The 17,771-nt window shown below is 64.3% G+C and carries 19 protein-coding genes; 9 read left to right on the top strand and 10 right to left on the bottom strand.

The window, feature by feature from the left end:
• Window positions 1–194 precede the first annotated feature (194 nt).
• The 4 genes from ACFDR6_RS19000 to ACFDR6_RS18985 all read right to left on the bottom strand — a co-directional run bounded on the left by ACFDR6_RS19000 (window position 195) and on the right by ACFDR6_RS18985 (window position 4,233).
• Complete coding sequence (locus tag ACFDR6_RS19000) at window positions 195–1,769, bottom strand: alkaline phosphatase D family protein (RefSeq protein ID WP_375859152.1); 1,575 nt, start codon at window positions 1,767–1,769, stop codon at window positions 195–197.
• A gap of 118 nt (window positions 1,770–1,887) precedes the next feature.
• Window positions 1,888–2,307 (bottom strand): hypothetical protein, encoded by a 420-nt coding sequence (locus ACFDR6_RS18995; protein ID WP_375859151.1) that lies wholly within the window; start codon window positions 2,305–2,307, stop codon window positions 1,888–1,890.
• A gap of 109 nt (window positions 2,308–2,416) precedes the next feature.
• Window positions 2,417–3,418 carry an NAD(P)H-dependent flavin oxidoreductase gene (locus ACFDR6_RS18990; RefSeq protein WP_317240678.1) on the bottom strand — a complete coding sequence of 334 codons (1,002 nt, stop codon included), beginning with the start codon at window positions 3,416–3,418 and terminating at the stop codon, window positions 2,417–2,419.
• A 440-nt stretch (window positions 3,419–3,858) separates the two neighbouring features.
• The gene (locus ACFDR6_RS18985; RefSeq protein WP_212080861.1) at window positions 3,859–4,233 is read right to left on the bottom strand and encodes a PRC-barrel domain-containing protein; all 375 of its coding nucleotides are present in this window, start codon (window positions 4,231–4,233) and stop codon (window positions 3,859–3,861) included.
• A 140-nt stretch (window positions 4,234–4,373) separates the two neighbouring features.
• Here ACFDR6_RS18985 and ACFDR6_RS18980 point away from each other — a divergent pair, with 140 nt between their 5' ends.
• From ACFDR6_RS18980 to ACFDR6_RS18955, 6 genes are all read left to right on the top strand, one after another.
• A complete protein-coding gene (locus ACFDR6_RS18980) occupies window positions 4,374–6,182 on the top strand; it encodes a thiamine pyrophosphate-requiring protein (RefSeq protein ID WP_375859149.1) in 1,809 nt (602 codons plus the stop codon).
• Window positions 6,179–6,406 (top strand): hypothetical protein, encoded by a 228-nt coding sequence (locus ACFDR6_RS18975; protein WP_212080859.1) that lies wholly within the window; start codon window positions 6,179–6,181, stop codon window positions 6,404–6,406. The genes ACFDR6_RS18980 and ACFDR6_RS18975 overlap by 4 nt, the downstream gene beginning before the upstream one ends.
• An 86-nt stretch (window positions 6,407–6,492) precedes the next feature.
• A complete protein-coding gene (locus ACFDR6_RS18970) occupies window positions 6,493–7,044 on the top strand; it encodes a DUF4142 domain-containing protein (protein ID WP_375859148.1) in 552 nt (183 codons plus the stop codon).
• A 216-nt stretch (window positions 7,045–7,260) separates the two neighbouring features.
• Window positions 7,261–7,845, top strand: a complete 585-nt coding sequence (locus ACFDR6_RS18965; RefSeq protein WP_317240681.1) for a phosphatase PAP2 family protein — start codon at window positions 7,261–7,263, stop codon at window positions 7,843–7,845.
• Entirely contained in the window at window positions 7,842–8,189 is a 348-nt protein-coding gene (locus ACFDR6_RS18960) for a DUF3147 family protein (protein WP_212080856.1), read from the top strand. The genes ACFDR6_RS18965 and ACFDR6_RS18960 overlap by 4 nt, the downstream gene beginning before the upstream one ends.
• Window positions 8,189–8,674 (top strand): hypothetical protein, encoded by a 486-nt coding sequence (locus tag ACFDR6_RS18955; RefSeq protein ID WP_375859147.1) that lies wholly within the window; start codon window positions 8,189–8,191, stop codon window positions 8,672–8,674. The genes ACFDR6_RS18960 and ACFDR6_RS18955 overlap by 1 nt, the downstream gene beginning before the upstream one ends.
• Here the strand turns inward: ACFDR6_RS18955 and ACFDR6_RS18950 are convergent.
• Both ACFDR6_RS18950 and ACFDR6_RS18945 read right to left on the bottom strand, forming a co-directional pair.
• Window positions 8,645–8,839, bottom strand: coding sequence for a hypothetical protein (locus ACFDR6_RS18950; RefSeq protein ID WP_317240684.1), 195 nt, complete (start codon window positions 8,837–8,839; stop codon window positions 8,645–8,647). The genes ACFDR6_RS18955 and ACFDR6_RS18950 overlap by 30 nt on opposite strands.
• On the bottom strand, window positions 8,823–8,981 hold the full coding sequence (locus ACFDR6_RS18945; RefSeq protein ID WP_212080853.1) for a hypothetical protein: 159 nt from the start codon (window positions 8,979–8,981) through the stop codon (window positions 8,823–8,825). Before ACFDR6_RS18945 ends, ACFDR6_RS18950 begins: the two co-directional genes overlap by 17 nt.
• Window positions 8,982–9,154: 173 nt before the next feature.
• Between ACFDR6_RS18945 and ACFDR6_RS18940 the strand changes: the two genes are divergently transcribed.
• Window positions 9,155–9,403 (top strand): hypothetical protein, encoded by a 249-nt coding sequence (locus ACFDR6_RS18940; RefSeq protein WP_212080852.1) that lies wholly within the window; start codon window positions 9,155–9,157, stop codon window positions 9,401–9,403.
• Window positions 9,404–9,558: 155 nt separating this feature from the next.
• Here ACFDR6_RS18940 and ACFDR6_RS18935 read toward each other — a convergent pair whose 3' ends face one another.
• From ACFDR6_RS18935 to ACFDR6_RS18925, 3 genes are all read right to left on the bottom strand, one after another.
• Window positions 9,559–9,777 (bottom strand): hypothetical protein, encoded by a 219-nt coding sequence (locus ACFDR6_RS18935; protein WP_212080851.1) that lies wholly within the window; start codon window positions 9,775–9,777, stop codon window positions 9,559–9,561.
• A gap of 70 nt (window positions 9,778–9,847) precedes the next feature.
• A complete protein-coding gene (locus ACFDR6_RS18930; RefSeq protein WP_283818714.1) occupies window positions 9,848–9,979 on the bottom strand; it encodes a hypothetical protein in 132 nt (43 codons plus the stop codon).
• A gap of 106 nt (window positions 9,980–10,085) precedes the next feature.
• Complete coding sequence (locus ACFDR6_RS18925) at window positions 10,086–10,280, bottom strand: hypothetical protein (protein WP_212080850.1); 195 nt, start codon at window positions 10,278–10,280, stop codon at window positions 10,086–10,088.
• Window positions 10,281–10,374: 94 nt separating this feature from the next.
• On the opposite strand from ACFDR6_RS18925, the gene ACFDR6_RS18920 reads away from it, so the two are divergent.
• The gene (locus tag ACFDR6_RS18920; protein WP_375859146.1) at window positions 10,375–10,887 is read left to right on the top strand and encodes a DUF4142 domain-containing protein; all 513 of its coding nucleotides are present in this window, start codon (window positions 10,375–10,377) and stop codon (window positions 10,885–10,887) included.
• A gap of 6 nt (window positions 10,888–10,893) precedes the next feature.
• Here ACFDR6_RS18920 and ACFDR6_RS18915 read toward each other — a convergent pair whose 3' ends face one another.
• Complete coding sequence (locus ACFDR6_RS18915; protein ID WP_375859145.1) at window positions 10,894–11,199, bottom strand: hypothetical protein; 306 nt, start codon at window positions 11,197–11,199, stop codon at window positions 10,894–10,896.
• 275 nt (window positions 11,200–11,474) lie between these two features.
• Here ACFDR6_RS18915 and ACFDR6_RS18910 point away from each other — a divergent pair, with 275 nt between their 5' ends.
• Window positions 11,475–17,771 carry a HAMP domain-containing protein gene (locus tag ACFDR6_RS18910; protein ID WP_375859144.1) on the top strand — a complete coding sequence of 2,099 codons (6,297 nt, stop codon included), beginning with the start codon at window positions 11,475–11,477 and terminating at the stop codon, window positions 17,769–17,771.

Here is a 17,771-nt window from a genome sequence, read left to right as displayed (position 1 = left end):
CGTATTGCATCCCGCCGGACGCGCCGCGAGGCCGCGGGGACAGACTCTTCGGTGAAGGAAACGAGATGGCGGGAGCGGGCATCCTAGCGCGCCAGCAGCGCGGCGGCCAATCAAGATCGGGTTAGATGCGAGCTAGGCCTCTCATCGTCATGGCCGGCTTGTCCCGGCATGACGACGAGGGCAGCGTATCCCCCTCACGAATGCTGCGCCACCACAGCCGGTCGCGCCTGTGGCTGCGGCGCGATGTCGACGGACCATAGGCTGCGATTGTCGACGTCCTTCAACGTGACGGTCATGACGCCGCTGCGGCCATCGATGTCGACGCGGCCAAAAAACTGCAGTCCGAAACAGGGTGCCAGATTCTCGCCCTGCGCTGCGCTACAGCCGTTCTGGTACATCGCCGTCGGCCCGAAGGTATCGTCGAGTTCGCCCGGGCTCCAGCTCCCGGCGTGCAGCGGGCCGGAGACGAACTCCCAGAACGGCTCGAAATCCCTGAATTGTGCCTTGCCGGGATCGTAATAATGCGCGGCAGTGTAGTGCATGTCCGCGGTGAGCCACACCACGTTGCGGATTCCGGCGCGCTTGATCGAGCTGAGAAGGTCGGCGATCTCGTGCTCGCGCCGGTCAGGCGCCCCATTGCCGAGCGCGACGGCATCGAGACTGACGAGGCCGATCGGCAAATCGGCGGCGATGACCTTCCACGTCGCGCGCGAGGCGGCGAGCTCCCGCTTCAGCCAGGCAAGCTGCTCGGACCCGAGGATCCAGCCGCGACGGTCGCCGCCCTTGTTCCAGCTATCATCGCGATAGCTGCGCATGTCGATCATGAAGACGTCGAGCAGCGGACCGTAGCCGATGCGACGGTAAACCCGGCTCTGCCGCGCGCCGAGATCACGGATCGGCATGAAGTCGAAGAAGGCGCGGCGGGCGCGCGCGACGAGGCGCGGGGTGCCGTCGTCCTCATGGCCGGCCTGATCATAGCTGCCGGTCGGCGACCAGTCGTTGGTGACCTCGTGATCGTCCCACTGCGCGAACATCGGCACCTCCGCATGGAAGGCACGAAAATTCTCGTCGAGATGGTTGTATTTGTAGTTGCCGCGGAACTGAGCCAGCGAGTGCGCGACTTCGGACTTCTCCTCGGTCACGAGGTTACGCCAGGTCTCGCCGTTGGGCAGCTTCTGCTCGGCAGGTATCGTGCAATCGGCGTAGATGTGATCGCCGGAATGGATGAAGAAATCCGGACGGTTGTCGAGCATGGTGCGGTAACTGCGATAGCCGCCGCGCGAGATGTCGATACCCCAGCCCTGCCCCGCGACGTCGCCCGACCACACGAATGAGATCGACTGGCGAGCTGCCGGCGCAGTGCGGAAATGCCCGAGACGGCTTTCGCCACGAAGGCCAGTCGCGATGTCGTCGAAGCGGATGCGATAGAAGACGTCCTGCCCGGGCGGCAGGTCGTCGAGCTGCAGCTTTGCGGTGAAGTCCGCATCGGGCAGCGCATCGCACGAGGCCGACGCCATGATGCTCCTGAAGCTCTCGACGGTCGAGCACTCCACGTGCATCCGTGCGGCCCTGTCCGCGCGCGCCCAGATCACGGCGGAGCCATCGCAGACGTCACCGGACTGGATTCCGCCGGCGATTTGCGGACGATCGGCGGCGCGGCTGAGGTACGGGGTCGCGAGCGTGCCGAGCGAGGCAACCGCCAGGCTTGAAGTCGAACGGACCAGGAATTGCCGCCGGGTCCATGCGCGCGAAGCGCGGAGCGTTGCCATTCAGGAAACCTTCGTCGAATCGCGACGGAAGGTGCCTGCGCTCCTTGACTCCCGGCTTACGGTTTCTTGACTCCGCGCCTACGGTTTTGCGACGCGCGGATGACGGCTTCAGCCTCGCCTAATGCTTCCAGTTGCAGATGCCGCCGGAGCGGCACGGCCAGGTCTGGATGCGGGTATCCATTGCTTGCGCATCCAGCGGGTTGCCGTGACGATGCGCAAGCTTCGCGCGAGCTGCGCCGCGCGGCTGGGCGGCCCTGGCGTGCGCGGCCTTGGGCTCGGCCCCACGGACGCGCTCGGCGGCAACTTTCTTCGGCACGTCGACCAGCTCGGCGCGGGCCTGCGCCTCGTTGCCGCCACGTGCCTCCAAGGCTACCGGTGCAAACTGCGTCTCGGGCCCGAGCCGCTTCGGCGACAGCACCGCCTTGGAGAGATCGAGACCGAGATATTCACCGGGCTTGTAGTCGTCAGCGCGAGCGATACCGCCGCCAGCGAGCATGAGGGCAACGGCAACTGCAAAATGAATGCTCTTCAGGACCACGGACGCCTCCTGAAACTGGATTATTAAAGGGGTAATTTACTCCTATTTAGGAGGCGCCGCGGCCAATTCCAGCGGTCAAGTGCCGCCGTGGTTAAGAAGTTTGGCGGTGTCATGCGACCTTTCGCGTCGCACCCGTCCCGTCCAGGAACCCCATCAGGCGGTTGCGGATGATCTGTTCCGCCTCGCCCATGATCCTGTCAATCAGCTCCTTGCAGGAGGGGATGTCGTGGATCAACCCAGCGACCATGCCGCAGCTCCAGGCGCCGGCGTCCATCTGGCCTTCGAGCATGATCTTGGGATAGACGCCCGCGACCTGGTCGTGGATGTCGTCGATCTTCAGTTTGTCGCCCTTCTCGCGCTCGATCTCGATGAGGCGATCGACATTGGCATTTCTCAGCACGCGCTCGGTGTTGCGCAAGCTGCGCATGATCAGGCGGGTATCGAGCTCGGTGGCCGCGACCAGCGCGTTCTTCACGTTCTGATGCACAGGCGCTTCCTTGGTGGCGATGAAGCGCGTGCCCATGTTCATGCCGGCCGCGCCCAGCGACAACGCCGCGACGAGGCTGCGCCCGTCGGCCATGCCGCCGGAGGCGACGAACGGGATCTTCAACTCCTCCGCCGCGCGCGGCAGCAGGATCATGTTGGGAATGTCGTCCTCGCCGGGATGACCGCCACATTCAAAACCATCGACGCTGACGGCGTCGCAGCCGATGCGCTCGGCCTTCAGCGAGTGGCGGACCGAGGTGCATTTGTGGATGACCTTGATGCCTGCGGCCTTCAGCGCCGGCATGTAGGCCTCCGGGCTGCGGCCCGCAGTCTCCACTGCCTTGATGCCGCCTTCGACGATGGCAGCGATGTATTCGGGGTAAGGCGGCGCCGCGAAGGTCGGCAGGAAGGTCAGGTTCACACCGAACGGCTTGTCGGTCATGTCGCGGCAGCGTGCGATTTCCTTCGCGAGCAATTCCGGCGTCTTCTGGGTGAGGCCGGTGATGATGCCGAGCCCGCCGGCATTGGACACGGCGGCGGCCAGTTCGGCAAAGCCGACGAAATGCATGCCGCCCTGGATGATGGGGTGCTCGATGCCGAACAGCTCGGTGATCGCGGTCTTCACTTAGATACCTCCCGGGATTTTGATCAGGTTGGGTGCAGTCTAGCCGCAGTCTCGTGCCGCGGTCACCATTTCTCTCCGAAGGGTCGAAGGAGGTACGATCCTGGCCGCGTAGGCGCTCGGGAGAGTCCCTCGAAGGATGTACGGCCCGGCCTCGTGAAGAACCCCCGCGGCCATCCGGGAACGCCATAACTCAAGAAAGAAGCGCGGCGTCATCAACGCCGCGCTTCATCTCGTCCCCACGGGAGACACTTGTCATTGCGTCTTCGTCCCGTGCCATTTGCCCAGGTCGGGCTTCACCTTGTCCGATCCTTGTTCCTTCTCCGGACTGCCTTGCCAGGCTTGTCCGTCAAGGCTTGTCCGTCCGTTTGTGCGATCCCCAGTCATTCTGACCCCGGGGATTCGTCGGTCGGCCGTTCCCTGCTCGTCGGATCGTCTTCTCGTTACGCGAAGGGGACGCCGTAATAGGCATTGATGCGGCGCACGGCAGCGTCATCGCTCCAGTTCCACTGGGTCTGCTCGCCATATTTTGGAGCGCCTTCCAGATCGCTGGCCGTGATTGCGGTAATATAACCGCCAAGCTCGGTGTCGTATTTCAGCGACTGCCAAGGCAACGGGTAGTGATCATTGCCGAGGCCAAGAAAGCCGCCGAAGCCGAGCACTGCGTAAGAGACCTTGCCAGTGATCTTGTCGATCATCACCCGCTCGATCGAACCGATCTTGTTTCGATCGGCACCGTAGACAGCGGTTCCCTCGACCTTGTCGCTTCCAATGAGCCGGCCCATCTCGTTCCGGTCCAGTTCGCCCTGATTCAGCATCGTCATTCTCCACTCAGGCATCTGTGAATCAACCGCAAGGGGTGATCGATCGTTCCGGCGTGCGTTTCGCAACAGCTTGGGAACATCGCCCCAAACAACCGGTTCTCCAGCTAACGAGGCCGAACCCAGAGCCGCCCGCTATGTCCCAGACAGTCTCCGACTTCATCATTCAGCGTCTGCATCAATGGGGAGTGCGCCACATCTTTGGCTATCCCGGCGACGGCATCAACGGCGTGTTCGGCGCGATGAACCGGGCCCAGGGAAAGGACCACGAGATCGGCTTCGTGCAGGCGCGGCACGAGGAGATGGCCGCCTTCATGGCAACCGCTTATGCAAAATTCTCAAGGGAGCTCGGTGTCTGCATTGCGACCTCCGGTCCCGGCGCTTCGCATCTCGTCACCGGGCTCTACGACGCGCTCCTGGATCACCAGCCGGTGCTCGCGATCGTCGGCCAGCAGGCGCGGAACGCGCTGGGCGGGAGCTATCAGCAGGAGCTCGATCTCGTCTCGATGTTCAAGGACGTTGCCGGCGCCTACGTCGTGCAGGCGTCCTCGCCTGCGCAAGTGCGGCATCTGATCGATCGCGCGGCGCGGATCGCGCTGGCGCGGCGGACCCCGACCGTGATCATCCTGCCTAATGATCTGCAGGAAGAGCCTTACGAAGACCCGCCCCGCGCCCACGGCACGCTGCATTCCGGCATCGGCTACAGCGCCCCCAGCATCATGCCGCAGGAGGCCGATCTCGATCGCGCTGCGGAGATCCTCAATGCCGGCAACAAGGTCGCGATGCTCGTCGGCGCCGGTGCGCTTGGCGCCACCGACGAGGTGATCGCCGTGGCAGATCGGCTGTCGGCCGGCTGCGCCAAGGCGCTGCTCGGCAAGGCCGCGCTGCCCGACGACCTGCCGTGGGTCACCGGCTCGATCGGCCTGCTCGGCACCGAGCCCAGCTACAACATGATGATGGAATGCGACACGCTGCTGATGGTCGGCTCCGCCTTCCCCTATGCCGAATTCCTTCCCAAGGAAGGCAACGCGCGCGGGGTGCAGATCGACATCGATGCCAGCATGATGTCGATCCGCTTTCCCATGGAGGTCGGCCTCGTGGGCGATGCCGCCGAGACCTTGCGCGCATTGCTGCCGCGACTGAAACGCAAAAGCGATGGCGCCTGGCGCCAGAGCATCGAAGAGGACGTTGCGGCATGGTGGAAGACGCTGGATGACCGCGCGCACCAGCCAGCGGCGCCGGTCAATCCGCAGCTCGTCGCCTGGGAACTGTCCCCGCGGCTGCCCGATCGCGCCATCATCACCAGTGATTCCGGCTCATGTGCCAACTGGTTCGCACGCGACCTGAAGATGCGGCGCGGCATGATCGCCTCGCTCTCCGGCGGCCTCGCCTCGATGGGCGCAGCGGTGCCTTATGCCCTCGCCGCGAAGTACGCCCATCCGGATCGGCCGGTGATCGCCCTCGTCGGCGACGGCGCGATGCAGATGAACAACATGGCCGAGCTGGTCACGGCCGCAAAGTACTGGCGCTCCTGGCGCGACCCGCGCTTCATCGTCTGCGTCTTCAACAACGAGGATCTCAACCAGGTGACCTGGGAGCAGCGCATCATCAACGGCGATCCCAAATTCGAGGCCTCGCAGCGTATTCCCGACGTCTCCTATTCCCGCTTCGCCGAGCTCATCGGCCTGCGCGGCATCTTCGTCGACAGTCCACAGCGGCTCGGTTCGGCCTGGGAGCAGGCGCTGGCGAGCGAGATGCCCGTCGTGCTGGAAGTGAAAACGGATCCCGAAGTGCCGCCGCTGCCGCCGCATATCACGCTTCAACAGGCCAAGAACTTCTCGCTCGCCCTGATGAAGGGCGATCCGAACCAAAGCCGGATGATCAAGGGAGCGGCGCGGCAGGTGCTCGAAACGATCCTGCCCGGAAAGGAACGAGGTGAACCATGAGCGACTTCCGCGATATCCAGCATGGCGTCAACGATCCCGTCGATGGCGTCGACGTGAAATACCACTTCAACGACAACAGGACGCCGCACGAGCGCGCACAACGCCACGCCGATGTGCGTGCCGATGCCACGGCCGTCCCCACTGAACCGTTTCTGCCCGAGCGGCTTCGACGCAAGCCGACCGATCCCATCAATCCGCGCACCGGACGCAATCCAGCGGATTAGTCCTTAGGAACCACGGCTCCCGCGGCCGGTTGGTCGGCGCAACATCGCGCGGCACAAGGCTGCGCGCACAACCGAAGGGACTAGACATGAAACGGACCGTCATCGCCCTTGCCTGCGTGCTTCTCGCAGGCCCCGCCCTCGCCCAGTCGCTGGGCGAGAAGACCGGCATCAATTCGGCACTCGGCGTCGCACCTGCTACTGCGGATTTCGTCAAGGAGGTCGCGATCAGCGACATGTTCGAGATCGAGTCGAGCAAGCTCGCCCAGCAGAAGGGCAACGCTCAGGAGAAGAGCTTCGCACAGCAGATGGTGTCGGACCACACCAAGACCAGCACCGAACTGAAGAGTCTCGTCAGTGACGGCAAGGTGCAGGCGACCCTGCCGACGGCACTCGACAGCTCGCACCAGAGCAAGCTCGACAAGCTCAAGAACGCCACCGGCAAGGATTTCAGCTCGGACTACAACTCCTACCAGGTCAGCGCCCATGAAGATGCGGTGTCGCTGTTCGAACGCTACGCCAAGGGCGGTGACAATTCCGCGCTGAAGGACTGGGCCGGCAAGACGCTGCCGGCGCTCAAGCATCATCTTGTCATGGCCAAGGAGCTCGGCAAGGCGCCGAGTGTCGGCCAGACAAAGTAACGCGTCGGACGAGGAGGCCGCCCCTCGGCGTCCTCCTCGTCCCCGGCAACGATGTCTTCTCTCCGTATGCCCGCAAGCTCACGATGATTCCGCTCGTCCATCCGGAGCAGCCTGCCGCACTCGTTTCGATCGATCCGCAGAGGCCACGAGCGCCGCAGAACGTTCATTGTCATACAGAATTTACAGAACGGTCATCATGGATAACTCGCCAGACCGATGGCACTCGTAAAAGTAAAACCGACCCGGATCGACCAGGCGCTCGCCAACGAAATAGCGCAGGACACAAATTCAGACATCGAGCAAGTCGCCCAGATTTTGACCTGGGCTGCGGACGAGCACGTGCTGCTCGTGCTCGCTGCGGCTGGTTGGCTTTACGCCCGGCTTCGGCAACCCGGCGCGCGTCCTGTCGCAAATCACATGTTGGCGGTCTCCTTGGCGACCGCGGTGCTGCCGCACCTGCTGAAGTCCCTGTTCGACCAGACGAGGCCCGACCGGCTGACAGTGCGCGGTCATGCGAACGGTATTCCCATATCGGGACGATCCCGCGACGCGTTTCCTTCCGGCCATGCTCTGCACATGGGCGCGCTGGCCTCGGCGGCAGGGCTGCTGAAGCCCGTCCCACGCCGGCTGGTGCGCTCGCTTGCCGTGGCTCTGTCGTTGACGCGCGTTGTCGTGCTTGCACACTGGGTCAGCGACGTCGTGGCAGGCTTCATCCTCGGCGTCGGCGTCGAACGACTGTTCAGGCCGCTCACGCTCGGAAAGCCAAGACAGCGGCCCCCTGCCTCGCGGGTGCGGTCATGACGGAATATCTGCTGCGCTTCATCGCCGGCGGGGTCATCGTCTCCGCCTTCGCGATCCTGGGAGACATGCTCAAGCCGAAGAGTTTTGCCGGGCTGCTCGGCGCGGCTCCGTCGGTCGCGCTGGCCACACTCAGCATCGCCGTCGTCCAGCACGGCCCGCAATATGTCGCCGCCGAAAGCTGGACGATGATCTATGGTGCCGTCGCACTTGCCTTCTACAGCCTGGTCGTCTGCCATCTCTTGATGAGGTTTCGTCTCGGCGCATTGCCAGCCACCGTCGCCGCTTTTGCCGTATGGCTCGTCGTCGCCTTCGGTCTGCTCGCGGCCTTCGGAGGTGCTGCCTGATGCTGGTCAAGCTGTCTCCATCGGCGCTGAAGCAGACCCGGTGGTACGAGTACGGTGTTCGCTTCCTCCTTGGCGGACTGGCAACGGCGATCGCGGGAATCGTCGGTGCGCGTTTCGGCGTCTCCGTCGGCGGGCTCTTCCTCGCACTTCCCGCCATCTTCTGCGCCAGCGCAACACTGATCGAAAGTCATGAGCGCCGCGCCAAGGAAAAAGCCGGTCTCAGCGGGCGAAGGCGCGGGCAGCAGGCAGCGGCGCTCGATGCTGCGGGTGCGGGCCTGGGAAGCATCGGTCTTGCGGCGTTCGCCATGATTTTTTACGTCGTGGTTTCGACGACCGTGATCGGCGCATTCGTCACCGCCATTCTGGGATGGGCGGCCGTGTCGGTATCGGCGTGGTGGCTGAGGCGAAAGCTTCGCATCACCTCCCGCGCCGTGCAGACCGAGCGCATCGGGCCATCAGCGAGGCGCCGCGGCCTCTTCCCGTAGCATCAGAAAGCCATACATCTCGGCAGCGGTCTGAAGCTGATCGATGCGCGCGACAACGACGTCGCGCTCGCGTCCATTCGGCAGGCTCGATAGCTCACGCTCGAGCCGCAGCTTCTGCGCCTCGAGGCGTTGCTCAAACGTATGGGGCTCAGATGGTTTTCGCATCTTCCGTCCTCGGTGGCTGCAACGCCGGGCTGTTGGCCCAGCGTTCGACTTGCTCGATGACCCTCTGGTGGCTTGGGCGCACCGGTTTGGGGGCTTCCGGCTCTTCGGAAAGCTTACGGGGCAACCTGACTTCGTCCGTCATGGTCTCTCTCCCTTCCAGGAGGAAATGCGCGACCGCGAAAGTCGTTCAATTATAACTTATTGATTTCGCTATAGTTTTTTACTAACCTTGAGACTTTCCCGTCTCTTGTGGAACTCCAACCAAGTTGGTTCGTTGAGTAATCTACTCAACCTACTCAATTTGTGTGATTGACCATGCAAGACCTTCGTGCCGAGCGGCTTCAGGTCATGCTCTCGCCGGAAGAGTTGGCCGCCGTTGACGATTTCCGGTTCAAGCATCGCATGCCGACGCGGGCGGCGGCAGTCCGCGAGCTCCTCAAGTTCGGACTGGCCGCCGCAGACGTCGATGCAGCCGCCGGCGTGAAGTCGAGCAGCTTCGGCGTGTTCGGCCGCGGAGCCGACGGACACACGCAGAGAGATCCCGAAAGCGGTGCCGAGGACTGAGCAATAGAGGCTTCCACAGGCGAACGGCCCCGGCAGGATGAGTGCCGAGGCCGTCCTTGGAGATTGCTTCCGGCTCACCGGGGGCATGACGACCGGAAGCAACCTGTCGACTCCGCGCACGAGGATTCGTTCCTCGTGCGGGATCACCGCTTCGTCTAGCTGCTCGGCGCGTCGCCGGAATCATCCGGCGTCATGCCGGAGCCCGGCGTCTTGCTCTTGTCATTTAGTCTGGGATCGCGCGTCGCCTCGCGTGACGGCGAGCCGTTCTGAGTTCTCTGTGGATCCGTCTTGTGCGCAGACTGCGCGCGCTGCTTGTCACGGGGCTGCTCCTCTCCCCGCTTATCCCTGACGATGCCGTGGTCGGAATGGGCCATGGTGTGCCTTCGCCTCTTCTGATGTCTCGAAGCGCTTACGCACTGCGGCGCCGAATGTTCCGGCGCCGCTCTAGCTGTGCGTTGCGTGGACGGCGGCCGATGCGTTCTCCAGCTGCACCTGACGAACCGTCGTCACCGTCGCAAACGCGACCGAGACGCCGAAGGCAAAAATGAGTGAAAGAAGGGCCAGACGTGGAGCCATCGCAAACCTCCTTCTGGAATCGTGATTGATTGTTCCCTGATCATCCTTGATTGACCGCTTGCATTCCGTGAGCGGTCTCACACGCGGATTCACGAAAGGCGAGCGCTCAGGCGTCCTGCTTCTGCGCAAAACGGACCGGAACGGGCGCGATCTCGCCGTCGAGCCAATCCTGCTCGTGAGCGAGCGCCGTCCAGGCGTCCGCCATGCGCGAATAGCGCTTGTGGGCGGGTTTTCCCTCGGCGCGCTCGGCGAGCTGGAGACAATTGTCGGCGTTATCTCTGAAGATGTCGGACTGTTTCATGAAGTAAGACGTGGGGATGGAACTCTACAGTCGCAACCCGCTTTCCCGATCGTAATGTTGAGGGAACTTTGCCCCCGATCCGCAATTGATCTCAATGCGAGTTCTCGTCGCGATCATCCTGGCATTCATCAGCACCGCGGCGCTCGCCGACAGCAGCGGCGAACGCAAGCCCGGCGAACGTCCGCCGAGCGCGATCGACGTCATCAGCGGTCTCTACAATTTCAGCCGCTTCCAGCAGGGCCTCCTGGAGAACACGGATTTGAAGGGCAACGCCGAGGTCAAGAACCTCGCAGCCTTGCGCGCAGAAGAGGCCACCAAGCGCGACAAGGCGCTCAAGCAGATACAACAGGCGATCGGCGCGGAGCCACGCGTCGACAAGGCGTCGTCCCTCAGCGCGAGCCTGGTCGAGCCCGAAACTTCGGACGGACCGACTTACGTCCGAAGCTTCTACGCCTCACAGATCCCGGAGTATGAATCCGCCATCAATCTGCTCGAACGCTATCTGAAGGCGCCCGACAACACCGCGCTCGCAGCGTTCGCGCGCGAGCAGCTCCCGATGCTGCGCGCGCAGGTCAGGGACGCCGAGCGCACCATGGCGGACAAGTAGCAGCCTCTATTTGTCGTTCGAATGACGTTGCTGGCTCTGCGGGCGCACGGTGCGGTCGCTCTCCGGCATCTTGTCCCGGCCGGCGTCGCCATTGTCATCCTTGCCGCCCGAAGATGAGGTGCTACTGCCGCTCGGGTTCGAGCGGGTCGCCGCCCCCGTGGTCGGGGTATCCGCCCGCGGGCTGGCGGAGCTCGCGGCGGGATCGCCGGTCACCGCCCCGCGACCGCTGGGCGCACCGTTCTGCGCCAAGGCCGGCCCGGCAAACAGCATGGCGACGATCGCGAGTCCTCCTTTAGCAAGTCCTGCCCTCATGTCCGTTCTCCCTTTGCGGGCTAACCACGAGGCCTGGCGCCCGTTCCGGGACGCTGCCGGAGACGACCGAACGAGGCGTGGGGGCCGCCCACGCCATTTCCGTCCGAATTGACATGGAACCAAATCGCTCCATCGCCGTTATTTGCATCGGGCTGAGCAAGGCAGGTTCCATTCTCGCGCCGCACCTTGGCGCTTGATTTCGAATTGGGCTGACGCTCTATTTCGACGAGATGCGTCACGCCTTGGATTCGGCCGGCGCCTGCGGGGGAATCAGTATGAGCGACCTCGATCCCGGAACTGCATCACGCTCCGGTCGTCGCATCCCAAAACCAAAAGCCAACGGTATGTCGGATCCGGATTCCCGGGCGGAATTGCTGCTCGCCTTGCAGGCGATGCGGAGCGGCGACTTTTCCGTGCGGATGAGTGGCGATTATCTCGGCATCGACGGCAAGATTGCCGACACTTTTAATGAAATCATCGCCGCCAACCAGCGCATGGCGCAGCAGCTCGAACTGGTCGGCGAGGTGGTGGGCCGCGAAGGCAAGACCCGCCAGCGCGTGAAATTCGGCCTCGCCTCCGGCTCCTGGGCCGACATGGAAGGTTCCGTCAACACGCTGATCGACGATTTGTTGTGGCCGACGCGCGAGGTGACGCGCGCCGTCGCGGCGGTCGCACAGGGCGACCTGCTCGAGACCGTCAAGCTCGACGTCGACGGCCGGCCGCTGCGGGGCGAATTCCTGCAATCGGCCAATATCGTCAACACCATGATCAAGCAGCTCGGCGTCTTCACCTCAGAGGTGACGCGCGTGGCGCGCGAGGTCGGCACCGAAGGCAAGCTCGGCGGCCAGGCCCAGGTGCCGGAAGTGACCGGCGTCTGGAAGGACCTCACCGAGAGCGTCAACTCGATGGCGAACAACCTGACCAACCAGGTTCGCAACATCGCCGAGGTGACGATCGCGGTCGCGAACGGCGACCTCTCCAAGAAGATCACCGTCGACGTCCGCGGCGAGATCCTACAGCTCAAGGAAGCCATCAACACGATGGTGGACCAGCTCCGCTCCTTCGCGTCTGAAGTGACGCGCGTGGCGCGCGAGGTCGGCACCGACGGCAAGCTCGGCGGCCAGGCCATCGTCCCCGGCGTCGCCGGCACCTGGAAGGACCTCACCGATTCCGTCAACGCGATGTGCGGCAACCTGACCGCGCAGGTGCGCAACATCGCCAACGTCACCACCGCCGTGGCGCGCGGCGACCTGTCGCGCAAGATCACGGTGGACGTGCGCGGCGAGATTCTGGAGCTGAAGGACACCATCAACACCATGGTGGACCAGCTCAACTCCTTCGCCTCGGAGGTGACGCGCGTCGCGCGTGAGGTCGGCACCGAAGGCAAGCTCGGCGGCCAGGCCCAGGTGCCCGGTGTGGCCGGCACCTGGAAGGACCTCACCGACAACGTCAACTTCATGGCCTCGAACTTGACCGCGCAGGTCCGCAACATCGCCGACGTCGCCACGGCCATCGCGAGCGGCGACCTTTCGAAGAAGATCACGGTGAACGTGTCGGGCGAAATCCTTCAGCTGAAGGAGACGCTCAACACCATGGTGGACCAGCTCAACGCCTTCGCCGGCGAAGTGACGCGCGTGGCGCGCGAGGTCGGCACCGAGGGCCGCCTGGGCGGCCAGGCCAACGTGCTCGGCGTGGCCGGCACCTGGAAGGACCTCACCGAGAGCGTCAACTCGATGGCCTCGAACCTCACCGCACAGGTCCGCAACATCGCGGAGGTGACGACGGCGGTCGCCGGCGGCGACCTGTCGAAGAAGATCACCGTGGACGTGCGCGGCGAGATCTTGGAGCTGAAGGACACCATCAACACCATGGTGGACCAGCTCAACGCCTTCGCCGGCGAAGTGACGCGCGTCGCCCGAGAGGTCGGCACCGAAGGCAAGCTCGGCGGCCAGGCGGTCGTGCGCGGCGTCGGCGGCACCTGGAAGGATCTCACCGACAGCGTCAATTCGATGGCCTCGAACCTGACCGGCCAGGTCCGCAACATCGCCGAGGTCGCGACCGCGGTGGCGAAGGGCGATCTCTCCAAGAAGATCACGGTGAACGTGTCCGGCGAAATCCTTCAGCTGAAGGAAACGCTGAACACCATGGTGGACCAGCTCAACGCCTTCGCCGGCGAAGTCACGCGCGTCGCCCGAGAGGTCGGCACCGACGGCAAGCTCGGCGGCCAGGCCGGCGTGCCCGGCGTTGCCGGCACCTGGAAGGACTTGACCGACAGCGTGAACTCGATGGCGGGCAACCTCACCGCCCAGGTCCGCAACATCGCGGAAGTCGCGACCGCGATCGCGGGCGGCGACCTGTCGCGCAAGATCACCGTGGACGTGCGCGGCGAGATCCTTCAGCTCAAGGACACGCTGAACACGATGGTCGACCAGCTCAACCGCTTCGCGGGCGAGGTGACGCGCGTGGCGCGCGAGGTCGGTACCGAAGGCCGCCTCGGCGGTCAGGCCAACGTGCCCGGTGTCGCCGGCACCTGGAAGGACCTCACCGACAGCGTGAACTCGATGGCGGGCAACCTCACCGCCCAGGTCCGCAACATCGCCGAAGTGACCACCGCCGTGGCGCGCGGCGACTTGTCGCGCAAGATCACCGTCGACGTGAAGGGCGAAATCCTCGAGCTCAAGAACACCATCAATACGATGGTCGATCAGCTCAACGGCTTTGCCGGCGAGGTGACGCGTGTGGCGCGCGAGGTCGGCACCGAGGGCAAGCTCGGCGGCCAGGCCGAAGTGCCCGGCGTCGCCGGCACGTGGAAGGATCTCACCGACAACGTCAACTTCATGGCCTCCAACCTGACCGCGCAGGTCCGCAACATCGCCGAGGTCGCGACCGCGATCGCCGGCGGCGACCTGTCGAAGAAGATCACGGTGGACGTGCGCGGCGAGATCCTGCTGCTCAAGGACACCCTGAACACCATGGTGGAGCAGCTCCGCTCCTTCGCCGCCGAAGTGACGCGCGTCGCGCGCGAAGTCGGCACCGAAGGCCGCCTCGGCGGTCAGGCCGTCGTGCCCGGCGTCGGCGGCACCTGGAAGGACTTGACCGACAACGTCAACCTGCTGGCGGCGAACCTCACCACCCAGGTCCGCAACATCGCCGAAGTGACCACGGCCGTGGCACGCGGCGACCTCTCTCGCAAGATCACCGTCGACGTGAAGGGCGAAATCCTCGAGCTCAAGAACACCATCAACACCATGGTGGACCAGCTCAACGCCTTCGCCGGCGAAGTGACGCGCGTGGCGCGCGAGGTCGGCACCGAGGGCAAGCTCGGCGGCCAGGCCCAGGTGCCCGGCGTCGCCGGCACCTGGAAGGACCTCACCGACACCGTGAACCTGATGGCGGCGAACCTGACCGAGCAGGTGCGCGGCATCGTCAAGGTGGTGACCGCGGTCGCCAACGGCGATCTCAAGCAGAACCTGACGATGAAATCACGCGGCGAGGTCGCCGCTCTCGCCGACACCATCAACAACATGACCGAGACGCTCGCGACCTTCGCCGACCAGGTGACGTCGGTGGCGCGCGAGGTCGGCGTCGAGGGCCGCCTCGGCGGTCAGGCCAACGTGCCCGGCGCCGCCGGCACCTGGAAGGACCTCACGGGCAACGTCAACCTGCTCGCGGCCAACCTCACCTCGCAGGTCCGCGCGATCGCCGAGGTCGCGACTGCCGTGACCAAGGGCGACCTGACGCGATCGATCCAGGTCGACGCCCGTGGCGAGGTCGCCGAGCTGAAAGACAACATCAACACGATGATCACGAATCTCCGTCTCACGACGGACGTGAACACCGAACAGGACTGGCTGAAGACCAACCTCGCCAAATTCACCAACATGCTGCAGGGCCAGCGGGACCTCACCACCGTCGGCCGGCTGCTGCTCACCGAGCTGTCGCCACTGGTGAACGCGCATACCGGCGTGATCTACCAGGTCGAGAGCGAGGACAATCCGCAGCTCCTGCTGCTGGCCTCCTACGCCAGCGACGGCATCTATCCGTATCAGCGCGTATTGCAGTTCGGCGACGGACTGATCGGCCAGTGCGCCCTCGACAGGCGGCCGCGCGTGGTCGCCGACATTCCATCCGACGTGGTGCCGATCAACTCGGCGCTGTTCCGCGTCGCGCCGAAGAACCTCGTCGTGCTGCCGGTGCTGTTCGAGGGCCAGGTCAAGGCCGTGATCGAGCTCGCCTCGCTCGTTTCCTTCACGACCTCGCAGATGACGTTCCTGGAGCAGCTCACGGACTCCATCGGCATCGTGCTCAATTCCATCGAAGCGACGATGCAGACCGAAGGCCTGCTCAAGCAGTCGCAGCAGCTCGCCGGCGAGCTTCAGACCCAGCAACGCGAGTTGCAGCAGACCAACGACCAGCTCGAGCAGAAGGCGCAGCAGCTCGCCGAGCGCAACGTCGAGGTCGAACGCAAGAACCAGGAGATCGAGCAGGCCCGCCGCGCTTTGGAGGAAAAGGCCACCGAGCTCGCCCTGACCTCGAAGTACAAGTCCGAATTCCTCGCCAATATGAGCCACGAGCTGCGCACGCCGCTGAACTCGATCCTGATCCTGGGACAGCAGCTCACCGACAATCCGGACGGCAACCTTTCGGCCAAGCAGGTCGAGTTCGCCCGCACCATCCACGGCGCCGGCACCGACCTGCTCAATCTGATCAGCGACATTCTGGACCTGTCCAAGATCGAATCCGGCACGGTGACGGTCGACGCCGAGGAAATCCTGACCGCGAATCTGCTCGAGACCGTCGGGCGGCCGTTCCGGCACGAGGCAGACAACCGCAATCTGTCGTTCAAGATCGACATCGATCCGAGCCTTCCGCGCAGCCTCGTCACCGACTCCAAGCGCCTGCAGCAGGTTCTGAAAAACCTGCTCTCCAACGCCTTCAAGTTCACCGCCGAGGGCGAGGTCCGCCTGAGGGTCGCCGGCGCGGTCGGCGGTTGGGGGAGCGATCATCCGGTGCTGAATTCGGCCCCGGCCGTGATCGCGTTCGAAGTGTCCGATACCGGCATCGGCATTCCCGTGGAAAAGCAGAAGCTGATCTTCGAGGCGTTCCAGCAGGCGGATGCCGGCACCAGCCGGAAATACGGTGGCACCGGCCTTGGGCTCGCGATCAGCCGCGAGCTGGCAAGCCTGCTCGGCGGCGAGATCCATCTGCGCAGCGCGACGGGCAAGGGCTCGTCTTTCACGCTTTATCTGCCGCTGAAGTACTCCGGCCCAACGCTCGCGCCCCGCGCGGCGCCTGCGCCACAGCAACACAATCAGCCTCCGGCACTGCAACCGGCCGTGCCGGAGCAGCAGCGGGCCATCGAGCAACTTCCCGACGACCGGCTCAACCTCGAGCCCGGCGACAGCATCCTCCTGATCGTCGAGGACGACCCGCATTATGCGCGCGTGCTGGTCGATCTCGCGCGCGACAAGGGATTCAAGGTGCTGGTCGCCGCCCGCGGCGCGGAGGCGCTGGAGCTCGCCAAGCAATACCAGCCGCGAGCAGTCTCGCTCGATGTGTTCCTGCCGGACATGCTCGGCTGGACCGTGCTGAGCCAGCTCAAGCACAATCCGCTGACCCGCCACATCCCCGTGCAGATCATCACGCTCGACGAGGACCGCCAGCACGCACTGGCGCGTGGCGCATTCTCCTTCGTCAACAAGCCGACGACGACCGAAGGCGTCTCGGCCGCGCTGACCCAGATCAAGGAATATGCGCGGCCACGGCGCAAGCGGCTCCTGATCGTCGAGGACAACGAGGCCGAGCAGCTCTCGATCCGCGAGCTGCTGCACCATGACGACATCGAGATCGTAACGACCGACACCGGCGCAGGCGCGCTCTCGACGCTGCGCGATGTGCCCTGCGACTGCGTGGTGCTCGACCTCAGGCTGCCCGACATGAGCGGCTTCGAGGTACTGGACCAGATCCGCAACGACGAGGCGCTGTCGAACATTCCCGTCGTGGTGTTCACCGGCCGCGAGCTGTCGGCGGAAGAGGATGCGGAACTCCACACCATGGCGCGCAGCATCGTGGTCAAGGGCGTGGAATCGCCCGAACGTCTGCTCGACGAAACCGCGCTGTTCCTGCACCGTGTCATCACGGAACTTCCGGTCGAGAAGCAGCGCATGCTGGAGAAGCTGAACAGTTCCGACGAGGATTTGATCGGCAAGACCGCACTGCTCGTCGACGACGACGCCCGCAACATCTTCGCGCTGTCGAGCGTGCTGGAACGGCGCGGCATGAAAGTGCTGACGGCGACGACCGGCAACGAAGCGGTGACCCTGGTCCAATCCAACCCGGAGATCGCCATCGTGCTGATGGACATCATGATGCCGCAGATGGATGGCTATCAGACCATCGGCGTCATTCGCGAAAATCCGGCCTTCGCCCGCCTTCCGATCATCGCGCTGACCGCCAAGGCGATGAAGGGCGACCGGGAGAAATGCCTCGAAGCCGGCGCGTCCGACTACCTCGCCAAACCCGTCAACACCGATCAATTGCTGCTTGCGATCCGCATGTGGCTGCACCGCTGA

Source organism: Bradyrhizobium tunisiense, from assembly GCF_042263385.1.
GTDB lineage: Bacteria > Pseudomonadota > Alphaproteobacteria > Rhizobiales > Xanthobacteraceae > Bradyrhizobium > Bradyrhizobium tunisiense.
This window is presented reverse-complemented; position numbering and strand designations above follow the sequence as displayed.